General features: G+C 51.4%; 8 protein-coding genes and 1 tRNA gene. 5 read left to right on the forward strand and 4 right to left on the reverse strand.

From position 1 onward, the window contains the following. Positions 1-231 precede the first annotated feature (231 nt). The gene (locus NDI52_RS00545; RefSeq protein ID WP_190772583.1) at positions 232-1953 is read left to right on the forward strand and encodes an ATP-binding protein; all 1722 of its coding nucleotides are present in this window, start codon (positions 232-234) and stop codon (positions 1951-1953) included. Between the two features lie 595 nt (positions 1954-2548). Next, on the forward strand, positions 2549-3742 hold the full coding sequence (locus NDI52_RS00550) for a glycosyltransferase family 2 protein (protein WP_190789379.1): 1194 nt from the start codon (positions 2549-2551) through the stop codon (positions 3740-3742). Between the two features lie 457 nt (positions 3743-4199). On the opposite strand, the gene NDI52_RS00555 is transcribed toward NDI52_RS00550, so the two are convergent. Both NDI52_RS00555 and NDI52_RS00560 read right to left on the reverse strand, forming a co-directional pair. Continuing rightward, entirely contained in the window at positions 4200-6416 is a 2217-nt protein-coding gene (locus tag NDI52_RS00555) for a GAF domain-containing sensor histidine kinase (protein ID WP_190772425.1), read from the reverse strand. Between the two features lie 774 nt (positions 6417-7190). Continuing rightward, positions 7191-8321: a HAMP domain-containing sensor histidine kinase gene (locus NDI52_RS00560; protein ID WP_190772426.1), complete on the reverse strand. Its 1131-nt coding sequence runs from the start codon at positions 8319-8321 to the stop codon at positions 7191-7193. Between the two features lie 336 nt (positions 8322-8657). Between NDI52_RS00560 and lnt the strand changes: the two genes are divergently transcribed. Further along, positions 8658-10265, forward strand: coding sequence for an apolipoprotein N-acyltransferase (gene lnt, locus NDI52_RS00565; RefSeq protein ID WP_190772427.1), 1608 nt, complete (start codon positions 8658-8660; stop codon positions 10263-10265). Between the two features lie 317 nt (positions 10266-10582). Here lnt and NDI52_RS00570 read toward each other — a convergent pair whose 3' ends face one another. After that, positions 10583-11005, reverse strand: coding sequence for a DUF4359 domain-containing protein (locus NDI52_RS00570; protein WP_190772428.1), 423 nt, complete (start codon positions 11003-11005; stop codon positions 10583-10585). Between the two features lie 138 nt (positions 11006-11143). On the opposite strand from NDI52_RS00570, the gene NDI52_RS00575 reads away from it, so the two are divergent. Both NDI52_RS00575 and NDI52_RS00580 read left to right on the forward strand, forming a co-directional pair. Next, a tRNA-His gene (locus NDI52_RS00575) sits at positions 11144-11216 on the forward strand. 463 nt (positions 11217-11679) lie between these two features. Then, positions 11680-11928 (forward strand): hypothetical protein, encoded by a 249-nt coding sequence (locus NDI52_RS00580; protein ID WP_190772429.1) that lies wholly within the window; start codon positions 11680-11682, stop codon positions 11926-11928. Between the two features lie 191 nt (positions 11929-12119). On the opposite strand, the gene NDI52_RS00585 is transcribed toward NDI52_RS00580, so the two are convergent. Next, complete coding sequence (locus tag NDI52_RS00585) at positions 12120-13106, reverse strand: SDR family oxidoreductase (RefSeq protein WP_190772430.1); 987 nt, start codon at positions 13104-13106, stop codon at positions 12120-12122. Positions 13107-13289: the final 183 nt, after the last annotated feature.

Below are 13289 nucleotides of genomic sequence, written 5' to 3' on the forward strand. Positions count from 1 at the left end.
CTTAGGGGCTATCATAAAAAGCTTATGTTTGCCAGGATGAGCAGTTGAGCAAGGTAGCATAGATTACGAAGAAACTGCGAACTGGCATTTGGGGCGATCGCCCGACTATCACAATCTGTCCACTTCTAATCCAATTCGTCCGTCGAGTTTTTCTATAGTTCATTGAATGGATATAGATAGTGGTTTGGCATTTGACCCAAAACCCGTTGCTGCACCCTGACAGACTCCTCTATGCCCGATTCAGACGATGCCATATTTTGCCAGATGTTGCCGGTCAAAACCTTCGAGCAGTTGCGTGAACTGCTGCGACGGATGGCTCAACGGATGGGCGCACAGGCCATTTTCTTAACAGAAGAAATTTTTATCTCTTCCCGCACACCTTTGCTGAGCAATGCAGAGAGTTTTGGGTTGGTGATCTCGCCTGCCTTCAGCGCTCTGCTAACCGCTCGTCCCATTGGCTCAGCTGAATCCAACGGTCATGCGTCGGGGGTGGAAGCTGATACCTATGCTGTCGCTTTAAGTTTTGAGCCGGGAGCGATTTCAGCATTTTTAGACTATGTGATTCAAAAGCTTCAGTCCCGCTCTACTCTGGTCGAAACCCTGGAAAAGTTTCTGCCTGTACCTCGGCTCAACGATCCCCAGGTTCAAAGTGAATTCACTCTACAACTGGCTCGTCTGCTGGCCCCGGCCCCGGTGACAACTGGCAGTGTGTCCCTCAATGGAGCACAGCCCCAACGGGATACCCTGGAACAGCAAGTTATAGAACGCACCCAGGATTTACACGATGCGATGCTGGCTGCAGAAACGGCTAGTCGTGCCAAGAGCGAATTCATTGCTGCCATTAGCCACGAGCTGCGTACCCCTCTGACCGCCATTATTGGCATGTCTGCAACTCTACTGCGCTGGTCTCTAGGGGAGTTAAACGATCGCCAACGGGGCTTTATTCAAACTATCTACGACAGTGGCCAGCACTTGCTGGAGCTGATTAATGACATTCTGGATTTATCCCAACTAGAGGCAGGCAATACTGTCCTCAAATTATCGGCCTTTTCCTTGACCCTGTTGTCACAGCAAACCCTCAAAATTATGCAGGACGTGGCTGACCAGAGAGGCGTCAATTTAGAACTAGACTCCCGTGTCGATGGGGGACGCGATCGCTTCATCGCTGATCCCTATCGGGTACAACAAATCCTTCTGAACTTGTTGAGCAATGCGATCAAATTCACCCCTGACGGGGGCCATGTTACCCTACGAGTGTTTGCCGACGAGAACTCAGCCATTTTGCAGGTAAAAGATACCGGCATTGGTATTCCAGAAGAGAAGCGATCGCTCCTGTTCCAAAAGTTTCAGCAACTCGATACTTCTTACCATCGGGTTTATCAGGGAACAGGGCTGGGATTAGCCCTGACCAAGCAATTGGTAGAACTGCATGGGGGTCGCATCACTGTCGATTCAACCGTAGGGGTCGGTACGGTCTTCACCATACAACTCCCCGCCCGAGCTGATGTCCACGGTTCTATCCCCGAAAGCCCTCTGGGCCTTGCTACCGACAGTGGCCAAAAGCGGATCGTCTTGGTGGAGAACCACGAAGAAAGTGCCAACATCCTCTGTGATATGCTCACGACCGCAGGTTACCAACTGGTTTGGATTCTTGAAAGCTCCACAGCCCTGAACCAGATTGAAGTTCTCCAACCCGATGCGGTGATTACGGGTGTCGATGAACCCAACATCGATGGCTTTGAGCTGATCCGCCATCTGCGACAAAACCCTACAACTAAGCATCTCAAAGTTCTGGCGATCGTAGCCCCCAATGCCCAGGACTCCCAAGCTCGTTCCCTGCAGGTGGGAGCCGACGATTGCCTGATACGTCCTATCCAACCGACCCAGGTGCTGCCTAAAATCATGCTACTGACCAGTCGTTTAAGCACGTCAGTATCTGAAGCAAGCAAATAATTGCTAGGTTCTATAGATCTGTGCGCGTTGATTAAGTAACCTCAGTTCGGGTTAAGGGCTTTTTCGAGTGCCGCGCTTCGCGCGGCACTCGAAAAACAGCAATTCTCATTTTGAATTGAAGCCTGAAAATAGCCCGCCGAAGGCGGGCTATTTTCAGGCTTCAAAGCCGAGAGTTGGCGCCCGTCGGGCGCGAACTCTCGGCTTTGAAGCTCATAATGAGAATTGCTGCTCGAAAAAGCCCATTATTGCGTGCGCGTCGCGCACGCAATAATGGGCGGTTCGGCTTATCCCGAACTGACGTTAAGTACGGTGGTATGGGACACGAAGCGCCCTATACCACCGTACTTACTCAACGCACTTGAACTATTTCTACAGATGTGTGGATAGGGTGTTGGCAGAGAGGCTCTAAGTGCCCTCTCAGATTTGAAACACGACCGGGTATTCCCACGACCATTTTGGGCATTCTCCTAAAAGATGCCCACAAAATTTTATGGGGCTTCTTCAAAGCTTTACCTGCACCAGGTTAGGTATTTTCTACGCTGTAGATAACCCCTGATCTATTGATGACACTCGTTTACCCCTTGGAGCCTGCCTGATGATTTCACTGGTCAACGGTTTGCTGATGGCGATCGCCCTCCTGCTGATCATCCCCATTGGCATATTTGTGGTGGAGTGTCTGGCCGCACTGTTACCCAATCCCCGTCGTAATCAGCTCTCTGGAGCGGCTCCCTCCATTGCCGTGTTAATGCCTGCCCACGACGAAGCCGCCGTAATCGACACCACCCTAAAAACCCTGCTGCCCCACCTGAAATCCGAGGATCGGTTGGTGGTGGTGGCGGATAATTGCACTGATAATACAGCCGCGATCGCCCGCCAAGCGGGGGCCACTGTTATCGAGCGCTTCGACGCCCAAAACCGAGGGAAAGGTTATGCCCTGGATTTTGGAATGCAACACCTGATGCCCCAACCCCCAGACGTCGTCGTTATCGTTGATGCCGACTGTCGGGTTGAGGGTGATGCCATTGAGCAGATTTCTCGGATGGCTCAAAAAACGGGCCGTCCCGTTCAGGCTATTTATTTGATGGAACTTCCACCCGAGTTCAAGCCCAGTAGTGCCATCTCTGCTCTGGCTTTTACAGTGAAGAATTTGGTACGGCCGCGTGGTATGGATGGGCTGGGGCTCCCCTGTTTGCTGACGGGAACGGGTATGGCTTTCCCCTGGGAACGCATTGCAAACTCTCCCCTGGCTAGTGGCAACATTGTGGAAGACATGCAATTGGGTCTAGATCTGGCGATCGCTGGGCATGCTCCCCTCCTCTGCCGCAGTGCCCGCGTAACTGGTATCCTGCCGCAACAGGATACCGCTGCCCGAAGCCAGCGCACTCGCTGGGAACATGGTCATTTGCAAACTCTCCTCACTCAGGTGCCCCGCCTCACCGCAGAAGGTCTACGCCAGATGCGCTTTGACCTCATCGCTCTGGCATTGGATATGCTAGTGCCCCCCCTCTCGCTGCTGGTCATGGCATGGATTGGCGCAATGGTGGTGTTGGTTGCGGCTACCCTTTTAGGAGCTTCGGTGGGACCAGCGATCGCCCTCGGCCTCAGCGGTGTCATTATGACGGCAACGATTGTTGTGTCCTGGTGGGTATTCGCCCGCAAATCCATTCCCGGTTCCACTCTTCTCAGCATTCCCCTTTATCTGCTGTGGAAAGTGCCCCTCTACATGGCCTTTCTGCTCAAGCGTCAAACCCGTTGGGTCCGCACTGAACGGGATGCGGTTAGTAAATAACCTCAGTTCGGGTTAAGGGCTTTTTCGAGTGCCGCGCTTCGCGCGGCACTCGAAAAAGCCCATTATTGCGTGCGCGTCGCGCACGCAATAATGGGCGGTTCGGCTTATCCCGAACTGACGTTAAATAGCAACGTTATTTCTTTTTGTGTGAGGCTAGATAGCCTCACACAATCTATTAGGACGGGATTTTGAAACCTCAGTTCGGATTAACCTGAGTTCGGGTTAAGGGCGTTTTCAAGTGCCGCGCAACGCGCGGCACTTGAAAACGCTCATTTTGGCGTGCGCGAAGCATACGCCAAAATGAGCACTTCAGCCTATCCCGAACTGAGGTGGATTAAGGGTCTTTTCGAGGAGCGCAGTGCGTCCCTCGAAAAGACCCTATTTTGTGTGCGTCGCGCACGCAAAATAAGCGATTCAGTTTATCCCGAATTGAGGTGTTGAAAAGTCGCGCGGAGCGCTAGAGAGATGGCACATCTTGAGTGATAGGAAAAAATGTGTTGCAGCAGGCTGCTGGGTTAAGGGGAAGATGGATGGTAAAAATCGTGCGTTCATGAGTTGAGGTAACCTCAATCGCCCCGCCTAAATAAGTGACACGTTTCTTGACTAGAGCTAGCCCCAGGCCTGTTCCCCCGTGCTTCCAGGGGTCGCCGTTGGGAATGCGGTAAAACTTCTCAAAAACGCGCTCGAACTCGGTTGTCTGAATTTCTACCCCCGCGTTTATTACGCTGATATGAAGGGTTGAAGTATCGGCGTGAGCTGCGATCGCAATTCCCTCTCCTGGTGGTGTGTACTTGCAGGCATTATTGAATAGTTCCATCAAGATATGTTCCAGATGGGATAGATCAATGGCCACCGTGCCGACCGAATCGGCCACCTGAATTGTCAGAGTTTGGTTTTGTGCTTGAAGACGGGCTGTAAACGCTTCAGACAGATGGGAAAGCCAGGTTTTAAGTTCAATGCATGTAGGCAAGATAGGTTCTGTCTTCGCGTCCAGGCACGAAAATTCCAGCAGGTCATTAATCAAGGCCATCTCGCGATCGCCTTCCATCTCCAGTACTCCCAGATACTGTTGCAGCGCCAGGCTAATATGCTCGGGAAGCTCGGCTTGCTTGAGCAGCAGGTCCATCATTTGCATCGCCATACGAATATTCGCCATGGGCGTGCGCAACTCGTGGGATACCGTGCTAAGAAAATCATCCTTCAACTGATTCAGACGTTCCAACTCCTGCACCTGGCGCTGGGCCGACTGGTAGAGCCGGGCCTGCCGGATGGCGATCGCACACTGGTTGGCAACCTGCTGTGCGACTCGAATCTGCAACTCATCAAAGGTGCGATTGGCAAACGTAGCCAACCTCAATTCCCCAAGCACCCCCTGGTCGTCCAGGATGGGGCAGACCAGCAGCGAAATGCGCCCCCAGATGGGGTGGTATTCGCAGTAGTGCAGATACTGCTCGCACAATAATTGCTGATAGGGAGAGCTGCTTTGAGCCAACGGCATGACCCGATGGCTGATAGAAGAAAAGAAAGTCGTGTACTCGTATTGAGGAATAACTGTATGGGTTGCCAGATCATAGGTAGCGGTCAGGCATGAGCCGACCCCTAGTCCCTGAGCCAGCTCCTGTACTACGCTTTGCAAGATCTGGGATTCGTCCAAGCTATCTCGGACTCGATCTGTAATACGCTTCAGTAAAGCTTCAAAGTCTAATGCTTCTTGAAGTTGGGCCGTGTGGGCTTGTACCTGTTGGGCCAGCTCCGAGTTGAGTTGTTGCACCTGGTCATACAGGTTGGCCTGATGGATGGCGATCGCTACTGACGTAGAAAGCTCTTGCAAAAATTCAATTTCCCAGGCTTGCCACTGGCGAGCTTGGCGACACTGATGCGCCATCACCAAACCCCAGGGATGATCGCCCAGCCAGATAGGTACGGTTACATAAGCCTTAATCTCAAATTGCAGTAGTAGCAGCACATGGTTCTCGGGCAAGTCTGCCTGCTCTAGATCGGCGATCGCTTGCACAGCCCCCGAAGATGCTGTGCTTAAACTCAACAAGGGGGCATACAGGAGCGTATCACTCAAGCTGGAGTAACCCTCCCGCACCTGTTCCACCAGCACCCGGCTGCGGCACGGAGACTCATACTGCAAAATCAGCACACGATCTGCATCAAGGAACTGCTGCACTTCCTCAACAGTGGTTTGTAGAATAACGGGTAAGTTAAGACTGCGGCGAATTCGTTGGCTTACTTTATGGATCAGCGTTTCCCGTGCAATTTGCTTCTGTAGAGCCATTTCGAAGGCTGCTTGTCGGTGCTGCTGCAAATTCTGGATGTGTTGTGACTGCTCGGCTGGCAGGATGAAGGCCGGCTGACACGCCTGCTCTTGATGCGCCACAATAGCCGATAGCATCTGGTTGACGGCTTCATTCAGAGATTCCAGTTCTTGCAATCCAGAGCATTCTTTTAACCGAATATCGAAATTGCCGTGAGTTACTGCCTCAACCAGTTTCAAGATTTCCTGTATCCAACGTCGAACCCATGGCTGAAACCCCAGCTCTAGCAGCAGTATGAGCGCGATCGCCCCTCTCGGAACTAACCCAGATAGCATGGCATTTCCTAAAACCAGGCCATACAGCACCAGAGCCAACACTCGCAGACGGACTTGAGAGGGTCCTCGCTTCATTGTTTTCTTGTATCCCCAACAATTTCAACGCCAGTACAACAGGGCTTGCACACTATTGTTGAGTATGGTGACTGACCCACTCCACAATAATGCTCCGGGTAACAAATAACCTGTACTTGCGTACATATCGCATACGCAAAGGTCGGCGTTTAGAGGTCAGTCAGACGTGTCGACCTTTAAACGCTTGCATCCAAACAAACTCCAGGACGTGCTCTAAAACTCGCTGAGAGGGTCATTTTTGCGTGCGCAAAGTGTACGCAAAAATAGCCTCTAAAGCAGATTCGAGTAAATTTGGATGTAACTCAATGAGGTGGACATACATCGAGCCCAATTCCACTTGTGTCTTTAGTACGCTTCTCTACGGTTGTATAGAAGGGATCCCAAATGCTGTGACGAACGAGCATGAAGAGGAGATCCGTACGCTCTCTCGCCATTTGCAAAACATGGGTGAGCGTTCTATTAGATCCTGAGTATTGACAGTATGTGTGGTAAGTCTCTCCCACCATACGTAACATACCACCCTGTCCAGCAGAGATTTATATAGGTTTTGTATTAGGAAATGAAGATGTTGTATCTAAATTGGATGGTGCATTGTGTACGCAATACACTGTTCAATCCATATAGGCTCAAATGTAGCCTGATATAAAAACGGTATTACAGCCCTTTGCGCTTGAATCAGCCACGGTTGTTTTTGTGAGAGCTGTGCGGAGCACGGCTCTCACAAAAACAACCAGGTTTTAAGCGCTTGAAAAACGCTGTAGAAGAAATTGAGTTTTAGGGCAAAATTGGCAAGCTAATGGTGAAACAGCTTCCTTTCCCAGGTTGACTTTCGAATGTCACATCCCCGGTAAGCAAGTGTAAGTAATAGCGCAGGATGGATAACCCCAATCCAGTGCCAGGGATGTTTCCAATATTTCCGCCCCGGTAAAAGAAATCGAAGAGGCGAGGGGAATCTTCAGCCAAGATGCCGATACCCTGATCGCGAACGTGCAGAATCAGGCGATCGCCCTCCCGCTCCACCTCGACCCAAATGGGAGAATCAGCCGTCGAGTATTTAATTGCATTTGAGAGGAGATGGTGCAAAATTTGCTGCATCATTTCGCTGTCCAGGAGCATGTGCTGTTCTTGAATAGCGAGATGGGATTTGAACTGAATGGGGCGATCGCTTTCCCGGCTGATAGTCCCTAAGGCCTTCTGACAGAGAGCAACAATATCAACGGAGGCTTTTTGCGGGTGCATCGCTGGTTCATCCTGCTGGCGGCGCACCTGCAATACGTCATCCATACGGTTTGTGATGGTACGGATACCTTGATAAACCTGCTCAAAGATTTCTTCTTTCTCTGAGCCTTCCAACTCCAGGTAGCGCAGCAGTTCTACCGCCGATTGGATCTGGGTTAACGGCGTACGAAGCTCATGGGAGAGCATCGTGATGATGCGTGACTTCAGGGCACTTAACTCGCGGGCATGGTTCAACGTTTTAACCACTTCCTGGGCAGCCCGAGCTTGCAAGTCGTATGTGTGTGGTAGAGATCCCCAATCTTCGAGTTCTTCGGGTTCTTTTTTGCTGGGTAGTGGTTGAATAAGGCACCAAAACCCCCCGGTGGTAGCAGGGCGCATCCGCCATTCCTGCAAGGTTTTATCTGTTAGGGTGAGTTGGAGCGATACCGTTGCCTGAGGGTTGTTCATCCACGTTTGGATGTACTGCCATTCGGTTTTGGCCTCTGGGTGTCGTATTGCCAGCTCTGCTAACAGGCTTGAATAGAGCAAATCAATCCTAAGCTCATCAAGCCAGGGCCACATATGAGAGAAGGCTGCGTTGCGCTGCACCAGATGACCGTTGGCGTCAAAGCGGCCTACTGCCGTTTCAATACCATCCAACAGCCAGTCCAGCTCAGACACAGTCATCGGGTTCAATTCAGAATCCGACTCAAATTCCCTCATCCAGACAAAACTCCTTTAGAGGATGTGCTCTATAACGCTCGCATGTCAAAGTGAGTACGGAATGAAATCTTGCTAAGGCGAAGGGACCTGGCTAACCCGTATTTCCAGACGGGTATGTCAACCCCCAGCGCACTCTGGCTCGATTTACCATTTAGAGGGCGTTTTATCCGTCCCGCTAAGCATCAATTTCTCGTGGTCAGTACGAAAAGCCAACGTTTTAAGTACCCTACTTAGACTGCCCTGTTTTACAGCCATTAAATCGCTTGATCGCTGTCCTTCAACTGAATCTTTATTGCTCTTATGGTCGATCGCCCAGTGCCGTATTCTTCAGCAACCAATTCCCATCCCCAGGAAATAACGCAACGGATTCGTGAGATTCCCAGCATGGCGATCGCCTTCCTGAGTGGTCTCCTGATGGCGCTAACCTTAGCACCTGCTGGCTTCTGGGTCTTAGGTTGGGTAGCCCTGGCCCCTCTCTGGGCACTTCTACGTCGTACGCCCCGCCGAATTTGGGCCGTCATTCCACTCTGTGCTGCCTGGGGTGTGGGCTACAACGGATTGGCAATTTCCTGGATTGTCGACCTGCACCCGCTCACCTGGATGGGACTGACTAACTCCGTGAGCCTGGGCGTGACAGCGTTTGCCTGGACTGCGATCGTATTTTGGGGGGTGGTACGGGTAACGTGCTGGGGGCTACTGGTGGCATTGCTCTGGGGCTGGCACGCAACGGGAACAGAATCCCTGGGCTGCATTTTGAACCGATGGTTAGGGGCGATCGCTCTCTGGTGTGCACTAGAGGTTCTCTGGAGTTACACTCCCCTTGACTGGACGACCCTTGCTATTACCCAAAGCCCCCATGATCTATGGATTTTGCATCTGGGGCAGCTCTCCGGGCCAACAGCCGTTTCAGCTTGCCTGGTTGCTATCAATGGTTTAGTGGCAGAGGCCTGGTTACACCCCCAAGCTGGGGTCCGGAAGCCTTTAGTCAATCTGGGTTTGGGCATTTTGCTGGTATCTCATTTAGTAGGGCTGGCATTATTTCTACAACCGGTGCCTCAGGCTCCCGAATCGGAACTAAAAATTGGCATCATCCAGGGCAATATTCCCACTCGGGTCAAACTCTTTGAAGACGGTGTCCAACGTTCCTTTGATGCCTATATCGATGGCTACGAGGCTCTGGTCGATCAGGGTGCGGATGCAGTGCTGACGCCGGAAGGAAGCTTTCCCTGGGCGTGGGTAGATACGCCGAAACGTCAGCAAAATGCCTTCTACCAAACCATTGTTAGTCGAGGGATTCCCGCCTGGGTCGGCTCCTTTGGGCTGGAGGACGGTCACTATAGGCAGACCCTTTTCACCATAAGCGGCGATGGGGAAGTCTACAGCCGCTACAACAAGGTGAAACTGGTGCCGCTAGGAGAATACATCCCGTTTGAGTCGTTACTGGGAGAAGTGATTCAGCGGCTCTCCACCTTAGCTGACTCCATGCGGCCGGGGTCGTTACATCAAGTGGTGGATAGCCCAGTGGGCCGGGCGATCGCCGCTATCTGTTACGACTCCGCTTTCCCGCAAATTTTTCGCAACCAGGCGGCGACAGGCGGCGAATTTATCCTTACGGCCTCCAACAATGACCCCTATGGGTCCGCCATGATGAACCAGCACCATGCTCAGGACGTGATGCGGGCGATCGAAACCAGCCGTTATACTTTGCGTGCCACGAACACGGGCTTCTCTGGCGTCGTCACCCCCCACGGTAGAACCCTCTGGAAATCAGGCTTTCGGACCTATGAGGCGCATCTTGCCACAATTTATAAACAGCAAACTCGCACCCTTTATGTGCAATGGGGGAATTGGTTGACGCCATTCCTGCTTGGGGTCGCTCTGATCGGGTGGCTTCGAGTAAAACGGTAAAACTTAGGAGATTTCTGAGAAACAATATCCCCTTATTTGGAAAAAAGGCGCGGCGAAGCCGCGCCTTTTTTCCAAATAAGGGGGAAGTTCTTATCTGGAAATCTCCTTACAGGTAATGTTCTAGACGAGTGAATGGGGTGTGATGAAAAGGGCAGGAATGTCCCTTCACCACACCCGATCCACATCACTTGATGAGTTCTTCAGGACTTACGCGTCTGTGTTGTGGGTGGGGTGCTTTGCACCCCACCCACAACACAGACGCACTGCATATAGCGGGCTTGCATAAGTCCTATTCTGATGCAGAAATCTTCTAAACCCTACCGTTGTTGCTCGGCTCGGTACGTCCAGAATTGCTGCAAGCCTCCAATTGATTCGACTTCATAAGTGGGTAGCATACTGGCGGGTACGAAGGATTTTACATCTTCGGGAAGCAGTTCCTCAGTTCTTAATTGGGTGCGATACAGGCTGACAACACCAAAGTTCTGCCGTTGGGTATTCTCGGCCACGATCTCTTGCAATTCGGAGTGGTTTTCGGCGACTAGTTCAACGCATTGCTCCTGGAGGTCATTGCCAAACAGGTTAGGGAGATCAGCGCAGAAGCTGTCGTTGAGGTAAGTCACGAGCTTTGCCGTAGCGTACTCGTTGTAGCGTGACTGCTGAGGATTGGTTGCCACCAGGATGGCCCCCACAACACCCAGGGCGATCGCCCCCCCAAAAACTCCGACTTTCCAACCTTTCATGTTGCCTATTACCCCCCACCTCTGGTGGAATTCAAGAACCCCAAACTTTCCTCAGCGTAGCAGGCCAGCAAAATTTTCCAAGAAGGGGGCTGTGATAGATCAAAAAGTGCCACCAATGCTATAATGAGTTTATACGCGGCGAGCGTAGCCAAGTGGTTAAGGCAGTGGATTGTGGTTCCGCCATTCGAGGGTTCGAGTCCCTTCGTTCGCCCTTCCAACTTCTAAAAAACTCCCTGTAGCTTTCTAGCTCAGGGAGTTTTGCTTTGGAAACCAAAAATAAGGCTTGGCTTCTAATAAACTTCAATTTGGGATAAACCAAAGTGCCCTTTGTGTGTGCAGGGTGCATGTCAAAAAGGGCGTTTTCGAAGGGCGCGCAAAGCATGCCCCTCGCAAAGCCGTTAACCCGAACTCAGATTAATAAACCTCAGTTCGGGTTAAGCTGCAGTGCTCATTTTGGCGTGCGCTTTGCGCACACCAAAATGAGCGTTTTCGAGTGCCGCACAACGCGTGGCACTCGAAAACGCCCTTAACCCGAACTCAGGTTAATAAAGACTATGAAAAATTACGGTGAGTATTCAAACTGCTGTGTTTTCCTCCCGTAATTTGACTGACAGAAAAATGGCCCGATCTGCTGAAGATTAAAATAGATCAGCTAGGAGCATTCAGCAATCACCATGCTTGAAGAAGACATTCGCCAACTTCGGGCCATTCTGGGTCGTGTCGTCACCACTGGAAGTGACACACCGCAAACCCGGCCCTACCTGAATCACGCCTATGCAGGGTTAATGGAGGCGCTGACGGCTCTGGAGCAACTTCATGGAACGACCCTACTCCTGCCAACAACCGCTGCTCAGACCGATGTCTGCGAACTAGCTCATTTTGCTTGCCTACAATCGCCGTCAAGCCAGAGCGCATCCCATTAAACAAGAACCTATGCGTTGAGAACTGTTCTGCCTCAATGCAGCATTTTCCGATCTAGCGAGATGGATGTAGGACTTCGTCCTACATCCATCTCGCTAGATCGGAAATGTTTATAGACAGCTCTTAGCGCACAGGTTTTTGATCTATTTAGACAGAAGCTGCATCCGCTAGATGTATGCAGCTTCTGTTTTTGTTATTTGAAAATAGATTGTTTTTTGCGTTTGGCGATCGCTTTTTCCTTAGCCTTCTGCCGCTCCGACTCCACCTCTTTCATCTTCTTCATGATGCGGCTGAAATATTCTTGAAGATATGACTCCAGGGTTGTCAACTCGGCAGGGTTAATGCCGAATACCCGATAGGTTTCCTCCATTGAAGCCGTTAGAGGTTTGCCCGACGCAATCACATCCGTAAAGGCCAGCCGGTCGGCCAAGTTCCAACCCCATTGGAAGAAGCGAGCCGTCGATTCAACTCCACGCAACAAACCTCGGGGCATCCGCCAAATTCTAGCTTCCTGGCCCGATAACCGTTCACAGAGACGAATAATCTCGTAAGCGCCCCAAGCCCGAGTGCCCACGACCGGAAAGGTGCGATTGACCGTTTCGGGTACAGATAGTGCCTGTACAGCAAACTTCGCTAGATCTTGAGTATCCATATAGGCAATGGGTGAGGTATCTCCCATGACCCAGACTGCTTGCCGCTCCAATACGGGAATAGCGTACTGCCCGATCAACCCCTGCAAGAAACCAGCGGTTTGTAGCACGGTGTAGTTTAACCCTGACTCGGCTAAGAATAGCTCTGTGCAGCGCTTGATCTGCATTAGGGGAACATGGGCATATTGGTCAGAATTCAGGATAGAGAAGAAGATATAGCGCTCTACCCCAGCCAGTTTGGCGGCCTGAATCAGGGTAACTTTGCCGTCCCAGTCTACTTCTTTAATGCTGTGAGAATCCGTCGGACGTGTGGTGGCAGCATCGATGACTGCGGTAACCCCTTGCAAAGCGTTCGCTAGCGATTCAGGCTCACACAGATCCCCTGGAATGAGTTCGGCTCCCCATTCTTTCAGGAAGCTAGCTCTACGAAGGCTTCGCACTAAGCATCGAACCGTATGGCCCTCATCTAGTGCGCGCTTTGCAATCTGTCGGCCCAGGGTGCCGGTTGCCCCCACAATGAGTAAAGTCATCCAGGATTCGTCTTCAATCGTTAACTTTTTATAAGATATACCCTACATTCTCTCAGAAATGGGGGCAACCGCTATCAATATCTAAACTTTACCCAAAATCCCTGCCATTCACGGACTGATGTGTTTTTGTTATATTTCCTCGTTATTTTGCCCACACTTGAGGCTGGCTCTGCCATTTAAGCT

It is taken from the genome of Leptolyngbya sp. PL-A3, assembly GCF_039962325.1.
Classification (GTDB): domain Bacteria; phylum Cyanobacteriota; class Cyanobacteriia; order Elainellales; family Elainellaceae; genus Vacuolonema.

Excerpts from the sequence above, each read along its gene's own strand:
- NDI52_RS00560 (WP_190772426.1), bottom strand. The coding sequence starts at position 8,321 with ATGACTGTGTCTGAGCTGGACTGGCTGTTGGATGGTATTGAAACGGCA.
- lnt (WP_190772427.1), top strand. The coding sequence starts at position 8,658 with ATGGTCGATCGCCCAGTGCCGTATTCTTCAGCAACCAATTCCCATCCC.
- NDI52_RS00555 (WP_190772425.1), bottom strand. The coding sequence starts at position 6,416 with ATGAAGCGAGGACCCTCTCAAGTCCGTCTGCGAGTGTTGGCTCTGGTG.
- NDI52_RS00585 (WP_190772430.1), bottom strand. The coding sequence starts at position 13,106 with ATGACTTTACTCATTGTGGGGGCAACCGGCACCCTGGGCCGACAGATT.
- NDI52_RS00580 (WP_190772429.1), top strand. The coding sequence starts at position 11,680 with ATGCTTGAAGAAGACATTCGCCAACTTCGGGCCATTCTGGGTCGTGTC.
- NDI52_RS00545 (WP_190772583.1), top strand. The coding sequence starts at position 232 with ATGCCCGATTCAGACGATGCCATATTTTGCCAGATGTTGCCGGTCAAA.
- NDI52_RS00550 (WP_190789379.1), top strand. The coding sequence starts at position 2,549 with ATGATTTCACTGGTCAACGGTTTGCTGATGGCGATCGCCCTCCTGCTG.
- NDI52_RS00570 (WP_190772428.1), bottom strand. The coding sequence starts at position 11,005 with ATGAAAGGTTGGAAAGTCGGAGTTTTTGGGGGGGCGATCGCCCTGGGT.